The organism is Ruegeria sp. HKCCD9138, assembly GCF_057220975.1.
Genome location: NZ_JBWVAZ010000003.1, coordinates 272,705 through 287,847 on the forward strand (window position 1 = coordinate 272,705; position 15,143 = coordinate 287,847).

Consider the following 15,143-nt stretch of genomic DNA (forward strand, 5'->3'; position numbering starts at 1 on the left):
CCTCGCCACAACACGCAAGGAAATCCACTTTTGCGTGCATTTTTCCCAAGGTAATTTTGGCAAGGCATGTTATAAGCCGCCAAAACAAAAAAGACCGGACGGGACATGAGCAGTAATCCGAAACTCGAGGACAATCTCCGCGCGGCGATCCTGGCTGAGCCGGATGCCGTGCTGGAAGACAAGGACCTGATGCAAGCGCTGGTGGCCGCAAATGAACAGGCGCGCGGCGAGAACATAATCGACCTGCGCGGCATTGCGATGCAGCGGCTGGAAGATCGGCTTGGACGTCTGGAAGACACGCACCGGTCGGTGATCGCAGCGGCCTATGAAAACCTCGCCGGCACAAATCAGGTCCATCGCGCCATTTTGCGCCTTCTCGAACCCACGGAATTCGAAGATTTCCTGCTGACACTGGGCAAGGACGTCGCCGAGATTCTGCGCGTGGATCAGGTTACCCTGGTTCTGGAAACAACGGCCGTGCGCGACGACCCGGCCGTCGAAAAGCTCGGCGGCGTTTTGAAGATTGTCGAACCGGGGTTTATCGACGGCTACCTGACACGGGATCGAACCACACCTGCGCGCGAGATCACGCTGCGCGAAATTCACCGGCCCAACCGCCAGATTTATGGCGATCAGATAAATCCCTTGCAGTCCGAAGCCTGTTTGAAACTGAATCTCGGACCAGGTCGTTTGCCCGGGATGATCGTGATGGGGGCCAGGGACCCGCGTCATTTCACGCCGCAGCTTGGAACCGATCTTCTGGCCTTTTTTGCTGGCGTGTTTGAACGCTCGATGCGTCACTGGCTGTCATGAGCCTGATCTCTCCAGCCGTACGTGATGCTCTGCAGCATTGGCTGGACAGTCTGGGGGCCTTGGCAGGGCGTTCCGAAAACACCCAGAACGCCTATCGCGGTGATGTCACCGAGTTTCTGTCGTTCATGACATTGCACCACAGCGAACGGCAGGGTTTGGCCGCGCTGGAGCGCATTACGGTGGCCGACATGCGGGCGTGGATGGCGGACCAGAGAGGCTCTGGTGTGGGTGCACGATCGCTGGCGCGCAAACTCTCGGCCGTCAAAAGCTTTTACCGATGGCTGGCTGAACGCGAAGGGTTCGAACCCACTGCAGTCTTGTCGACCCGGGCACCGAAATTCACAAAAAAACTACCTCGCCCACTTGCCGAGGACGCCGCCCGGGCGATGATTGACACGGTCGAAATGCAGTCCACCTCGGATTGGGTTGCAGCGCGGGATGTTGCTGTTGTCACGCTGCTCTACGGATGCGGATTGCGGATTTCCGAGGCGCTGTCACTGAAAGGGGCCGATGCACCGCTGCCGGACACTTTGCGAATTCTGGGCAAGGGCGACAAGGAACGGATTGTGCCGGTCATACCGGTCGCGCGCGCGGCAGTAGACCGTTATCTGCGTCTCTGCCCACACCCGCAATCTTCCAACGCATCCCTTTTCCGTGGTGTCCGAGGCGGGCCGCTCAATCCACGGGCCATCCAAGGTGTGATGGCCAAGGCCCGGATGCAGTTGGGCCTGCCTTCGACCGCCACGCCGCACGCGATGCGGCACAGCTTTGCAACGCATCTGCTGTCCGCAGGCGGTGACCTGCGTGCGATACAGGAATTGCTGGGGCACGCCTCGCTTTCCACAACGCAAACTTATACTGCCGTGGATACGGCACGGTTGATGGAAGTCTACAACCGCGCCCATCCCAAAGCGTGATCAACGGCAAAAAACAAACAGATCGAAGACACTTGTCTGTCAACAGGCTTTTTGCTTTGCATCTGCCCCACGCATCGTACATGACAGCCGCATGACACTCAGATTCAAAGCGCTTTTCGTCCATCTTTTCACTGCAACAGGCGCCGTTTTCGCAATGCTGGCCATGCTGGCCGCGGTCGAGGGAAAATGGAGCCTGATGTATTTGTGGCTGGTTGTATCTTTCATCGTTGACGGTATCGACGGACCTCTGGCCCGCCACTATCACGTCAAGAAGAATGCGCCTGAGTTCGACGGGGTGCTACTGGATCTGATCATCGACTACCTCACCTATGTCTTCATTCCGGCCTTTGCTTTGTTCAAATCCGGGCTGATGGACGGCTGGACCGGTTGGTTTGCCATCATCGTGATCACCTTTGCCAGCGCAATGTACTTCGCTGACACGCGCATGAAAACAAAGGATAATTCCTTTTCGGGTTTCCCTGGCTGCTGGAATATGTTCGTCGTCGTGATCTTCGCGCTCGAACCCAATTTCTGGGTCATCCTGTCGCTTGTCACGCTTTTGTCGCTGGCGATGTTTCTGCCGCTCAAATTCGTGCACCCGGTCCGCACCGAGCGTTGGCGCACGCTGACCCTGCCAATGGCCTTTGCCTGGACGTTCTTTGCAGGCTGGGCGGCCTGGGTCGACTTTCATCCCGAAAGCTGGGCGCATTGGGGCCTTGTTGTGACCAGCCTTTACCTTGTCTCCGCCGGTATTGCGCAGCAGGTTATTCCGCCGCGCAAAGCCTGATAAAGGTGGTTCGGGTCAGAGGACTTCCTGCACCTCAAACTCCGTTCCGTTATGGGTAAAAACGTCCCCCTCCTGCAGCCCGGCCATGGCCAGGTAAATGGGGCTCTGCGTTGAAATACCCATATAGGTCTTGCCGTCCACTTCGAACCGTGTGGTCGAAACACAGACGACAAACCGCCGATTGTTGAACTTGATTACAGCACCCGGGCGCACCGTGTCGGTGACGCTGAAATCCGTATTCTCGATCACGTCGATCTTGGCATGGTGGGCATGTACAGGCGCATCAAACGCCGCCGCAAGATCAGCATTCTCGCGCGAGGCCGCGATGTCGTCCTTGTCGTGACCTTCGCGGTCATCCAACTGAGAATCCTTGAGGAACGCGTCATAGTGTGCCTGCGCGGTCGCCAATTCCTGTTCTTCCAGCGACATCAGGCGTTCAACGATGATCTTCTTGCGTGCGGCAGCGTCTGTTGGGCCAGTCATTCAATACAGTCCTTCGAATTCAGCATCTGACATAAGTTGAAGCCCGAAAACGCGGAATGCAACAGGAATCCCTTGCTCAGATCAACAGACCCGCCGCGCCTTCATGCCGCAACAGCGCAACCTTGGTCTCAACCCCGCCCTGTCCGGAAAAGCCGACCATCTTGCCATTTGCGCCCAGAACACGGTGGCACGGAATAATGATCGGAATGGGATTGCCACCACAGCCGCGTCCGACCGCCTGCGCCGAATACCCGAGTTCATTGGCAAGTTCGCCGTAGGTTCGCGTGTCTCCGAAAGGTATGGCGAACATCGCATCGCAAACACGGCGCTGAAATTCGGACCCCTTTATCCGATAAGGCAGATCGAATTTTTGCAGGCGCCCTTGGTCATAGGCCCGAAGCTGCGCTGCAGCCTCGCGCTGCAACAGGGAGCCCGGGTCACCTTCGGCACCGTCCCAGGTCAGACCAACGATGGCCTCGTCTTCTTCGACAATGCCCAAGCGCCCGAAACGGGTTTCTATCGCAATTTGTCCCATAGAGAGATGCTGACAGAGGAAGCATCGATCCCGCAACCCGTTTTTTGACGATCCGTGTCGTGCAAAGATCAGATGTGCATATCGGCGCGAGGCAGTGCTTGATTGGCACTGCCTCGCATAATCGGATGGGAGTCAGCCCAGCGCCTCATCACAACGACCGCAAACGCCGGGGTTGGAATGACGATTCACATCCGGCAGGATTTTCCAACAGCGCTGGCACTTGGCGCCTTCGGCTTTTTCGAAGACCACGCCGACGCCCTCGATCTCGGGTACACGGAAGGCTTCGGCCGGGGCCGGATCACCGGTCACGGTCACACCAGACGTGATGCACAGGTCGTCAACGTCGAACGTAGCCAGAAGATCGCGCGTATCGGCATCCTCGACATGTACGATCGGCGCCGCCTCTAGGCTGGACCCGATCACCTTGTCCTGTCGCTGAACCTCCAGGGCCGCGGTCACAGCGCGGCGGACGCGGCGGATCTTGGCCATGTTGGCCTCCAGTTCTGCGTCGCGCCATTCGGCGGGCGTATCAGGGAAATCCACCAGATGAACCGAGCTGTCATCCGCCGGGAACCGCTCCAGCCAGACCTCTTCCATCGTGAAAACCAGAATCGGCGCAAGCCATGTGGTCAGGCGGTGAAACAGGATGTCCAAAACGGTACGTGCTGCGCGACGGCGCAAGCTATTGCCGTCGCAATACAGCGCATCCTTGCGGACGTCGAAATAGAAGGATGACAGATCAACTGTCGCAAAGGTGAAGACCACGCTGAACACGCCTTGGAAATCGAACGCTGCATAGCCCTTGCGCACCTGCTCATCCAGATCGGCCAGACGGCTCAGCACCCAGCGTTCCAGACGCGGCATATCCTCGGGCGCGACGCGATCCGCTTCGCTGAAGTCCGCCAGCGAACCCAGCATGAATCGCATGGTATTGCGCAGGCGGCGATAGCTGTCGGCAGTGCCTTTCAGGATTTCCGGCCCGATCCGTTGGTCGGCAGTATAGTCAGTCTGAGCCACCCACAGGCGCAGGATGTCAGCGCCATATTGCTTGACGACCTCTTCCGGCACGATGGTGTTGCCCAGCGATTTGGACATCTTGTTGCCCTTGGCGTCCAGCGTGAAGCCATGGGTCACCACATTGCGGTAGGGCGCACGGCCCTTGGTGCCGCAGGCTTGCAGCATCGACGAGTGGAACCACCCGCGATGCTGGTCGGTGCCTTCCATGTAGACGTCGGCGATGCCGTCCTCGGTGCCGTCCTCGCGGTCGCGCAGAACGAATGCGTGGGTCGAACCGGAATCGAACCACACGTCCAGCACGTCGAACACCTGATCGAAGTCATCCGGGTTTGCGATTCCGTCGAGGATCTTTTCTTTGAACCCATCCGTGTACCAGACATCTGCGCCGTCCTTCTCGAACGCTGCCTTGATGCGGGCGTTCAGGTCTGCATTGCGCAACAGGTAATCCGCGTCGGTTGGCAAAGCCCCCTTTTTGGTGAAGCAGGTCAGCGGAACACCCCACGCACGTTGACGGGACAGAACCCAGTCCGGGCGCGCTTCGATCATGGAATACAGGCGGTTGCGGCCGGTCTGCGGTGTCCATTTCACCAGCTCATCGATGGAGCGCAGAGCCCGTTCACGGATGGTGTCACCCATTTGGCCCATACCATCATCCAGCTTGCGGTCGACCGATGCAAACCACTGCGGCGTGTTGCGATAGATGATCGGAGCTTTCGAGCGCCACGAATGCGGATAGCTGTGCTTGATCTTGCCGCGCGCCAGCAGGCCACCGACCTCTACCAGCTTGTCGATGACGGCTTTGTTTGCGTCACCCTCTCCGCCCTTGCGGGACAGGATGTATTTTCCGCCAAAGAACGGCAGATCGGCGCGGAACGAGCCGTCATCCATCACGTTGTAAGTGATGACCTGTTCCAGCATGCCCAGATCGCGGTAAAGTTCGAATTCCTCCATACCGTGCGACGGCGCACAGTGGACGAAGCCAGTCCCTTCGGTATCGGTAACGAAGTCGGCAGCCCGGAAGTCGCGGATGTCGTCCCATTCGCCATGGCCACCCTCAGCCCCGGCCAACGGGTGGGTCAGTTGGACGCCCGCCAGCTCATCTTCGGTCACGTCACGAACACGGGCCCATTGGTCGTCGTTCAGACGCGCACGGCCCAGAACGTCGGCCGCCAGATTGTCCGCCAACAGGAACTTGTCACCCACGGCGGCCCAGCACTCGTCCGGCGTGTCGGTGACTTCGTACAGACCGTAAGAGATGTCCTTGCCAAACACGACCGCCTTGTTCGACGGCATAGTCCATGGAGTCGTTGTCCAGATCACGACAAAAGCGTCATCCAGATCGCCCGCATTTACGACCTTGAACTTCACCCAGATAGTGAAGCTTTCCTTGTCGTGATACTCGACTTCAGCCTCGGCCAGAGCGGTTTTCTCGATGGGCGACCACATCACAGGCTTCGAGCCCTGATAGAGCGTACCGTTCATCAGGAACTTCATGAACTCGTCAGCGATCACCGCCTCGGCGTGATAGTCCATGGTGATGTAGGGATCGGGCCAGTTGCCGGTGATGCCAAGACGCTTGAATTCGTCGCGCTGGATGTCGATCCAGCCTTCGGCGAACTTGCGGCATTCCTGACGGAAGTCGACGATGTTCACCTCGTCCTTGTTCTTGCCCTTCTTGCGGTACTGTTCCTCGATCTTCCATTCGATCGGCAAGCCGTGGCAGTCCCAGCCCGGCACATAACGCGCGTCGAAGCCCATCATCTGATGGGACCGCACGATCATGTCTTTGATCGTCTTGTTCAGCGCGTGGCCGATATGCAAATGGCCGTTCGCATACGGAGGGCCATCGTGCAAAGTAAAGGGCGTGCGGCCCTCTTTCTCGCGCAGGCGGTCATAGACGCCGATCTTCTCCCAACGCGCCAGCCATGCAGGCTCGCGCTTGGGCAGGCCGGCGCGCATTGGGAATTCGGTTTTGGGCAGGTTCAGCGTGTCTTTGTATTCAGGTGTTTGGGTCGTGTCGGCGCACATTGGGGGCGTCCTTGGATGATCTTGACTTGTGAAGGATCGAAGCGGTCAGTGCGATATCTCAAGCACCTTTGCCCGGCGTCTCAGGTGGGTCAGAGCGCCGGGGATATAATTCGAATAATGATGGCCAGCCGGTCAAACATGGCCGCGCTTATAGGATGCCTTCGCCTAATGGTCCAGAGGTTCCGCCACCTGCGGCGAATGGCGCAGCTTGGCCCAACGGTTCAGCCACGCAAGCCCCGCCAACGCCAGTCCCAAAGCCAGCAGCGAGAATACGCGGATCAGCCCGCCCAGACCGGCGATGTCGATCAGGAACACCTTTGCCACGGCCAGTCCGATCACGGCTAGCCCTGCTTTGCGCATCAGATCGGACTGACGCGCAAGAGACTGGTAGAACAGCACGGCCCCGACCAGCAGCAAGACCATTGTGTAGGTGTATAGCTCGGGCTGTGTGACGCCGTTGGCTTCATACATGCCTTCGGCGCCCTGCCAGACGTGCCGGATCATCAACCCAAGCCATACAGTTGCCAGAACCCCGGCAATGGCGAAACTGACCTGCCGGAGCCGAACAGGCATCGCAACAATACGCCAGGCTGAAAATCCAATGGCCAGCGCGGGCAACAGGTAAGCGATTGCAAGTGTATTCACCATCGGCGGTCCCAGTACCGGATCGGCATATTGATTCAGCAGCGGGTTCTGATCGGTGAGCGCTTGGACCAGCCGGATGCCGCCATGTGCAGCAAAAAAGGCCGCCAGCGCATAACGTGCATAGTTCAGCTTACCGCCCAGCTGGAACCTCTGCACCTGAGCATACGCCAGCAGCAGCCAGATGACCGCCAGCAGCCCCAGCCCCCAGTGGCTATCCCTTGCCCCCCCTTCGCCGAACCCTTCGAGCCAACGCAAAAGCAACAGAGAAAGCAGAATGCCGCCCGTGGCCCAGGCCGCGCTTTCCAGCAACAGCGAGGCAAGCGGTCTTGTCAGAGGTTTCAACAGCCACCACGCGACCAGGAAACCTGCGGCCGCGGTCGCGTAAACCAGCGTCATCTCGTGAATTGGCGCAGTGTCGGCCCAGTCAAGACCCGGATCAAGAACTAGGCGCACAGTCACTGTGAACACGCCCGCCCAGATGAACCACGTCATCGGTGGCAGAGTGAATTTCCGGTCCAGCGCTGCGGCAACAACAATTGTTGCGGTCAGGGCAATGGTCAGCGCTGCGGAGCTCAACACTATGACGCAGGCAAAGGACAGGCAGGAGAGCGCCGAAAGTGTCGCGAGTGCCGGGCGCATCCTGTCATCGCCATCAACGCGTGCAAATCGCTCTGCCAGAACGACCATCATCGCGCCCAGCGCTATCGCGTGCAGCGCCCAGGGGTATGCTCCGATCACTGACGCCGGGCGCCAGCCGATCTCCAACGCAATCGCCAGCAGGGGGGCGAACAGGACCGCGGCCGCAGCCCAAATCGCCCGGTATTGTGTGGACCGGAAAGACCGCCATGCGGCAAGATAGCTGATCAGAGCGCCAAGAGCCACCAAAACGGTTACCACAAACGGATAATCGGCCTCGGCCGTTTCCGAGTAGGTTTCGGCAAACGTACGTTCGACAATGCCGCCATCCAATCCATGCGCCAGGACAAACCAGATCAAACCTACAGCGGGGAACAGGCTGACATCTTGCAGTGCCGGTGCTTTCTGTGCCCACAGGATCAAGGCCAACGCCAAAATTGTGAACAATGTGATCGTCAGCCAGAATTCGGCACTGGTGTCCGCCCAATGCATCGACAGGATGAAGGCACTAACGGCAACCGCGCCAAAGGCCAGCCGGGTCGGGAATTCAGGCCAAGCTTCCCCTTTTCTGCGGCGGGCGATTTCGGCGATCATTGGCCCTGAATGGTTGGGCCACACGCGTTGCACCGGGATTGCAATTGCGATCAAGGCCAGCGCCGTGGCGCACAGCAGATAAGCAGGTTCGGTCGCTGACGAGGACAGCACAAGCAACATCGAAGCCGTATACGCGCCAATCAGGGTCAGCACCGACACCCATGCCCAGCGGCGGACCGTATCGATACCCAGACCGAGAACAGCAATCACGAAGAAGTAACCGTAAAGCCAGCTGGGATCATCTGAGGAGCCGCCTACGGCAAATGGCGCTGCAAAGGCACCGATCAGTCCAACGGCGGCCAGCAAAGGCCCGTGGAACCATCCCAATACCAGCCCGACCAAGGCAATGACAACCATCCCGGCCAGAGCAGTTTCGGCGTTGATCAGGTCGTACAATTGGCGTGCGGCCAAGACACCACCGAACAAGGTCACCAGACCAGCGCCAGAAAAAACCGATGGCAGATAGGCAGTGGCAGATTCCTCGTCATCGCCGAAACGACGGCGCAGAATTTCACCCGCCGCGATCAGTGCCACGCCAAAGGCGAGCGCTGCCAGGACACGAGCGAACGGCGGGAGAAGGCCGTTTTCGACGCCATACTGGACCAGAAATATCCCCGCGAGCGCCAGTGACAGCGCGGAAACGGCGTAGAACCAGTTCTCTCGCAACCACGCGCCCAGCGCCGCAATCCTGTCCTCTCGCAGCACGATTGCCGCCGGGGGGCTTTCTGGCGCGCCCGGCATCTCATCCTGATCCTGTTGGGTTCCATCCGCGCCCTGTGACCTGTTTACTTTAGGCGCGGACCACGGAGCAGGTCGCGGCCTATCAGCTTTGGGCGTGGCAGTTTCCGGCGCAGGGGTCTCTTGCGGTTCGATTGCCTCAGGGCGTTCTGTTTCCGGTTGAGTATGACGCGCAATCTGCTGCTCCAGCAGCTCAACCCGTTTTCGCAGGCGAGACTGCCCGACCAGCAGCACAACGATCGAAATCGGGATCGCAAGCACGATCAGCCCAACGATGGCAAGCGCAAGATCCAAGCATCACCTCCGAATAAAACAGATACCAGAATATACCGACCCTGTTGCGGGCAATAGTCCGGAAATTCAAATGGAATCAGCCTGTTGCCAAGCAGTCGAATTCAGGGCCAAGCAAGATCGGGTCGCGACAACATCAGCCAGAGAATGGCCAGCACCGCCAGAAACGCAGGAATTCCGCAGGCAATCCAAATCCGGAACAGCCTTTGGTATTCGTCAGATAGCGGAGTGTTCTGGTCTATGGCCGCTTGGGCCAGGCCACGAAGCCTCGTCTGAATCCAAACAACTGGAAGCCAAATCAAACCCGTCAGGACGTAGAGCAGTAGAGAAAGTGCAATCCAACCCTCACTGAAACTCCAACCCAACTGCCATGCCAGCAATGCGCCCGTGATCGGCTGCAGGATCACCGCAGTCGTCGTGAACAGCAGGTCGCCCAGCACAACGATACCCGCAGTATGCGCGATGATGCGTGGATCACCGCTGCGATGCGCCATCAGCATGAAAAAAGCGATACCTGCTCCGGTTCCCAACAAGACACAGGCGCCAATGACATGCGACCAGCGCAGGAACAGTTCCCATTCCATCTAACGGCTTTCCAACACGACGCGCACGAAAAGCGGCAAAAGGATTGCAGGGAGGATTTTGACCAACGGCCCCAACGGATCGGCCCAGAGGGACGGCACAGTAAACGTTGCCGCAATCAGATAGAACGTTGCTGCAGCCGCCTGCGCGAGGCACACCCGTGCCGCCCAGGGCCGCCACAACAGGGCCGCACCAAGCACGAGATCGACGATTGACCAGAAAAGGACACTCGCTGTCGCAAGTGCCAGCGGCCAGCCGGCGGTGATCAGAATCTCGGCAGCTTGTCTCAGGCTCATTAGCCCGAACACGCCCGAGGCCATCCAGAAAACGAACAAAATGGCGATGGCAGGCGGCAGCAGCAAATTCATCCGCGCGGAAAGGCGATGCTCGCGCGCGCTGGTCAAACCGTTGTAAATCTGCGGCAAGGATGCGATCCGACGGCCCGAGGCCGCGCGATAAGATTCAGGATTACCTGTCACCCCATCAACCATCACGGACATTGCAGTACTGCGTAGTGGCGAACGCCAACCCAAACGGCCCAACAGATCGGCACCGGCGGCAATCCATGTGGTGACCACGTTCGGCACTGTCACAGTCGCGTGCGCGGCTGGAAATCCCAACCAGCTGCGTGTTTCCGATACCACCTCGGACAGGGTCTGCGGCGTGTCTTCGACAAAGTCGTAGCTGCCCTGAGGAATGTCCGAGCGGATCGCCAGGATGACGGCATCGCACAGGTCGTCCATCCCGACGCATTGCACCGGTGTTTCGGGATACGCGATAGGCTGTATCAGGGGGATCGCGGCCAGCATCCGCAGCAAGGTCGTCCCGCCATAGTCGGTTTGCCCGATAACGAGCCCCGGCTTCAGGATCCAAAGCCGCGCACCGCACCGGCGCAGCGCTGTGTCGCCTGCTGCTTTGGTCCGCATGAACACAGTCACTGCTTCCGCTTCAGCCCCGATTGCCGAAATTTGCACAATCGCGATGTCACGTTCTGCGCAAGCCTCGCCCAGAGCCGCAATAGCCGTGTGATGTACGGCCACCAAATCGTCCTGCAAACCATCTTGCAGTGCGCCCGCGCAATTCACGACTACATCGACGTCCGTCAATACGTTTTGCCAATCTTGAGCGCCGGAAAACTCTCGCAGGTCGCCCCGGATCAATGCCATTTCGGGCAAAACCCGGCCACTCGTTTTCGGGTTTCGAACCATTCCGGTCACTCGCGCGCCTTTGGTCACTAGTGCACGCGTGACCGATGCGCCGATGAAACCATAAGCGCCCAACACTAAAACACTTTTCCCGCGCAAGTCCGGGTTTGGCATAGTAACTCGACCGTTTTGGGCAACACTAACGGATCGTGTCGCCCGGGCCAGCGCTGTTTCGCGCCCTGCGACAACTGAGCAGTTCAGGGATGGAATACCGAACCGACCATATAGGCAATCAGGGCGGCCGCCCCTCCGATCACGAAAGTTTCGAACCCCGAACGCCACCACGGCGCCAACGACCAATGGCTCTTGAGCGCACCGATGGCAAAGAAGACGCCCATCGTCATCCAGGCAGAAACGGCAAAAGCGTTATCGAGCGACAGCAGAAACGGCAGCAAAGGGATCATGCCGGCCACCAGAAAAGAAAGGAATGTCGCCAAAGCGGCCTTGATCGGGTGCGGGTCCACGCTGCCCAGCCCGTATTCGCCTTCGATCATCAGGTTGATCCAGTTTTCGCGACTGGCGGTAATTGCGTCGGTCGCGTCATCCAGCACCTGACCTGAAAGCCCCTTCTGCAGAAGGATTTCGCGCACCTCTCGACGTTCGCCATCAGGATAAAGGCGGATATGGCGTTCCTCGATTGCGCGAATGCGGCGGATATTGTCCGTTTCGGCTTTGGTCGCGGAATAGTTCCCTGCCGCCATCGAGAAACCGTCGGCCAACACGTTGGCCAGGCCAAGCGCGACGATAACAAAGGGCGAAAGACCGGCCCCTGCCACTCCGGCAACGATGGCGAATGTCGTGACGGACCCGTCAATGCCGCCATAGACCACATCGCGCACTACACCCCGTCCGGGCGGTGCGTTGATCCGTGCGGCGATTTCCTGCTGGCTGTGGCCGTGATCGGTCATGGCTGGCTCCGTGCTGACTATGCAAACCCAGCGTGACCGTGGCTTTGCGACAGATCAAGTCTTGGAAAACAGCCCACTTAAGGCGCGTTTGACCATGCCGCGCGTCGATGGCTTGTGCCGGTCGGAGAACGGAAGCGGGCGGCAAACCTCCATCGCCGCAACCCCGACACGGGCGCTGAGCGCACCATTGACCAGCCCTTCGCCAAACCGGCGCGACAGTTTGCTGAGGACCGAACCGCCCAAAATGGGTTCCAGCAGATCATCCCCCACGGCTACCGCTCCGGTTGCCACCAGATGCACAAAGACGGCCCGTGTCAAACGCCAGCTACCGAGAAACCCGGCGCGTCCGCCATAGATCTCGGCTATCCGGCGGATCATACGCAACGAAGCGGCGAGGGCGGTCACAACATCTGCCAGCGCCAATGGCACCAATGCCGTCACAGTCGCCACCTGCCTGGCGGCGGCCTCAACCTCGCGGCTGGCGGCGGCGTCGAGCGGCGCCAGAACTTCGTCCTCGGCCAGTGTCAGAAGGGTCGAGGCGTCGAATTGCTCTCCCATCCGTTCTTGCAAACGGTCGCGGCCCCACCGGGTTTCCTCGCGCCCCTTGTAGAATGAAATCAGCCGGTTCGTGACTGCGCGAGCCTGCGCCAGATCATCTTCGGCAATTGCCGCATCAGCTGCACGGCGCATTCCGTCAACGCGCGACAACCGTCCGATCGCGGCCAGTTCGCGCAAGGCTATGACCAAGCCGACCAGCAACAACGCAACGATCAGTGCCGAAATGATCCCGCCCAAAACCGGTGACCGGGCCAGCAGAGATGTTGCGAAATCCCAGGCGGCAACGGAAGCAATCGCGCCAATGACGGCCAGCGCAAGACCCCAGAACCAACGCGACAAGGCCGAAGGCTTTCGCGCAGCCAGGCGCGCGGCGCCCTGCATGGCCTGCCCCTGAGGCAGCGGGATATCCGGAACCGGAGGCGCCTGCGCGACGTCTGTGACCGGCGCGTCGTCTTCAAGATCAATCACTACGGGGCCTTTAGCCACGGCCAGCCTCCTCACTGTGCCAGACATACTTGATGTCGGGCAGATTTTCATCGTTGTCCGCCCCATCGCTGCGCGCAACTTCGGCAAATCCGTTGCGCTCGTAAAAGCGGCACGCGGGGGCGTTGGCCTGAAAGGCAAACAGAGACAGCGAGGGCTGGCGCGACTTGGCATGGTGCAGCAATTGGCGACCAACGCCCTGCCCGCGCGCCGATTCCATCAGATAAAGCGAGTGAATTTCCTGTCCTTTGAGGGCTAGAAATCCGACCACGCCATCCTCGGTCTCTGCCACGGTGACCCAACCCTGATCGATCATCCAACCGCAAAAAGCGATAGTTTCCGCACAAGTATGCAGTTCGGGCATCCAGGGGTTTTCCTGGGCAAATGCGTGCAGAATTTGTCCGGTACGACCGGCGTCAGTGCTGCGGGCGGGCCTGAGTTCTGCGGTCACAGGCGGTCTCCGATCAGGAATTGGACGGCGCGGTCCAGGCGGATATGCGGCGGACCATCTCCAGGTTGCAGTGTAAGGGCCGCTGGCGCAAAGGCCATGGAACCAAAATCCTCTCCCAGCCACGATACTGCTCCATTTCGCGCCGGACCCAGCAGGTGCGAGGGGTCTTCGGGCAGTTCGCCCGGATAAAAGGCCGCCTGTTTGCCGCTATCCAGCAGGGCGCCGCGAACACAAGGCAACTCTGCCCCGTTGTGGTTGCGCATCTCCTCGGTCGTCGCGCGCAAGGCGGCCAGAGACAGGGCGGCCGTTTCCGCACGGGCGAAATCAGCACGATCGCGGGCCTCTCGTGTCAGCGCCTCCATGATCGCGGTCAGACGCGGGTGCTGCAGATGGTGTAGATGGTCGGCCTTGGTCGCGGCAAAAAGGATGCGTTCGACCCGTTTTCCAAGCAACAACTGGCTGAGCCACGCATTCCGTCCGGGGCGAAAAGCGGCCAGAATGTCGGCCATGGCTCTGCGCATATCCTCGACCGCCTGCGGTCCTTTGTGAATGGCACCCAGCGCGTCAACCAGAACAACCTGCCTGTCAATCCGTGCGAAATGATCGCGAAAGAACGGTTTGACGACCTGTGCCTTGTAGGCTTCGTATCGCCGCTCCATTTCGCGCTGCAACGTGCGACGACGAGACGGGCCGGAAACGGGCAAAGGCGCAAAGGTCAAGACCGGCGACCCCGCCAGATCACCTGGCAAAAGGAACCGGCCCGGTGTGCAGTCGTAAAAACCGTCTTCCCGCGCCGCGTGCAGATAATTGGTGAATCCGCGCGCCAACTCCTGTGCCGTGGGCTCATCATGCGGCCCTGAGGGATCGGCAGTTTGCAGACTTGTCAGAAACTCTCTCGACTGTGGGCGGTTTTCGATCCGTGTCAGCGTCTCCTTCGACCAATCCGAATAGGACCTGTCCAGCAAAGCAAGGTCCAGAAGCCACTCGCCCGGATAATCCACGATATCGAGATGCAACGTTCGCGGCCCCTGAAGCCCGGACAACAAGCCGCCCGGTTGCACTTTGAACGACAATCGCAATTCGGAAACTGCCCGCGTGCTATCGGGCCAATGCGGCGAAGGGCCAGTCAGCGCCGACAGATGCGCCTCGTAATCGAAACGGGGCACGGTATCGTCGGGCTGGGGTTGCAGGTAAGCCGCTGTAATCCGCCCCTCTTGCTGCGCTACAAGACCGGTCATGCGGCCGCGATCCAGCAGGTTTGCCACCAGAGAGGTGATGAACACCGTCTTGCCTGAGCGTGCCAACCCAGTGACGCCAAGCCGGATCACCGGCTCGAAAAAGGTCTCGGACACGCTGTCGCCGATGGTTTCGAAGCCGCGCACAAGACTGTCTGCCAGTAATGAGATGACCAAGCTGTCGCCCCGCAATTATCGTTTCGTCCAAGATAGGTAGCGGGCCGCAGACATGCCAGA

13 protein-coding genes are annotated in these 15,143 nt (G+C 59.5%); 3 read left to right on the top strand and 10 right to left on the bottom strand.

Annotated features, from left to right (window positions below; genetic code table 11):
- Window positions 1-105: 105 nt before the first annotated feature.
- From AC2TEL_RS07175 to AC2TEL_RS07185, 3 genes are all read left to right on the top strand, one after another.
- A complete protein-coding gene (locus AC2TEL_RS07175; RefSeq protein WP_480840762.1) occupies window positions 106-813 on the top strand; it encodes a DUF484 family protein in 708 nt (235 codons plus the stop codon).
- On the top strand, window positions 810-1,730 hold the full coding sequence (locus AC2TEL_RS07180) for a tyrosine recombinase XerC (RefSeq protein ID WP_480902893.1): 921 nt from the start codon (window positions 810-812) through the stop codon (window positions 1,728-1,730). The genes AC2TEL_RS07175 and AC2TEL_RS07180 overlap by 4 nt, the downstream gene beginning before the upstream one ends.
- A 91-nt stretch (window positions 1,731-1,821) precedes the next feature.
- Window positions 1,822-2,517: a CDP-alcohol phosphatidyltransferase family protein gene (locus tag AC2TEL_RS07185; protein ID WP_480840766.1), complete on the top strand. Its 696-nt coding sequence runs from the start codon at window positions 1,822-1,824 to the stop codon at window positions 2,515-2,517.
- A gap of 15 nt (window positions 2,518-2,532) precedes the next feature.
- On the opposite strand, the gene AC2TEL_RS07190 is transcribed toward AC2TEL_RS07185, so the two are convergent.
- The 10 genes from AC2TEL_RS07190 to AC2TEL_RS07235 form a co-directional block, all read right to left on the bottom strand.
- Window positions 2,533-3,000: a hypothetical protein gene (locus tag AC2TEL_RS07190; protein WP_480840768.1), complete on the bottom strand. Its 468-nt coding sequence runs from the start codon at window positions 2,998-3,000 to the stop codon at window positions 2,533-2,535.
- Between the two features lie 76 nt (window positions 3,001-3,076).
- Window positions 3,077-3,535, bottom strand: a complete 459-nt coding sequence (locus AC2TEL_RS07195; protein ID WP_480840770.1) for a methylated-DNA--[protein]-cysteine S-methyltransferase — start codon at window positions 3,533-3,535, stop codon at window positions 3,077-3,079.
- Window positions 3,536-3,667: 132 nt separating this feature from the next.
- On the bottom strand, window positions 3,668-6,580 hold the full coding sequence (gene ileS, locus AC2TEL_RS07200) for an isoleucine--tRNA ligase (protein WP_480840772.1): 2,913 nt from the start codon (window positions 6,578-6,580) through the stop codon (window positions 3,668-3,670).
- 165 nt (window positions 6,581-6,745) lie between these two features.
- The gene (locus AC2TEL_RS07205; RefSeq protein WP_480902896.1) at window positions 6,746-9,487 is read right to left on the bottom strand and encodes a DUF2339 domain-containing protein; all 2,742 of its coding nucleotides are present in this window, start codon (window positions 9,485-9,487) and stop codon (window positions 6,746-6,748) included.
- Between the two features lie 101 nt (window positions 9,488-9,588).
- Window positions 9,589-10,068 (bottom strand): DUF2269 family protein, encoded by a 480-nt coding sequence (locus tag AC2TEL_RS07210; protein WP_480902898.1) that lies wholly within the window; start codon window positions 10,066-10,068, stop codon window positions 9,589-9,591.
- A complete protein-coding gene (locus AC2TEL_RS07215; protein WP_480902901.1) occupies window positions 10,069-11,385 on the bottom strand; it encodes an SDR family oxidoreductase in 1,317 nt (438 codons plus the stop codon). It abuts the gene before it with no gap.
- Between the two features lie 83 nt (window positions 11,386-11,468).
- The gene (locus tag AC2TEL_RS07220) at window positions 11,469-12,179 is read right to left on the bottom strand and encodes a VIT1/CCC1 transporter family protein (protein ID WP_480902903.1); all 711 of its coding nucleotides are present in this window, start codon (window positions 12,177-12,179) and stop codon (window positions 11,469-11,471) included.
- Window positions 12,180-12,233: 54 nt separating this feature from the next.
- Window positions 12,234-13,223, bottom strand: a complete 990-nt coding sequence (locus AC2TEL_RS07225) for a YcjF family protein (RefSeq protein WP_480902906.1) — start codon at window positions 13,221-13,223, stop codon at window positions 12,234-12,236.
- A complete protein-coding gene (locus tag AC2TEL_RS07230) occupies window positions 13,216-13,671 on the bottom strand; it encodes an N-acetyltransferase family protein (RefSeq protein WP_480840784.1) in 456 nt (151 codons plus the stop codon). Before AC2TEL_RS07230 ends, AC2TEL_RS07225 begins: the two co-directional genes overlap by 8 nt.
- Window positions 13,668-15,083, bottom strand: a complete 1,416-nt coding sequence (locus AC2TEL_RS07235) for a YcjX family GTP-binding protein (RefSeq protein ID WP_480902909.1) — start codon at window positions 15,081-15,083, stop codon at window positions 13,668-13,670. The genes AC2TEL_RS07230 and AC2TEL_RS07235 overlap by 4 nt, the downstream gene beginning before the upstream one ends.
- Window positions 15,084-15,143 lie beyond the last annotated feature (60 nt).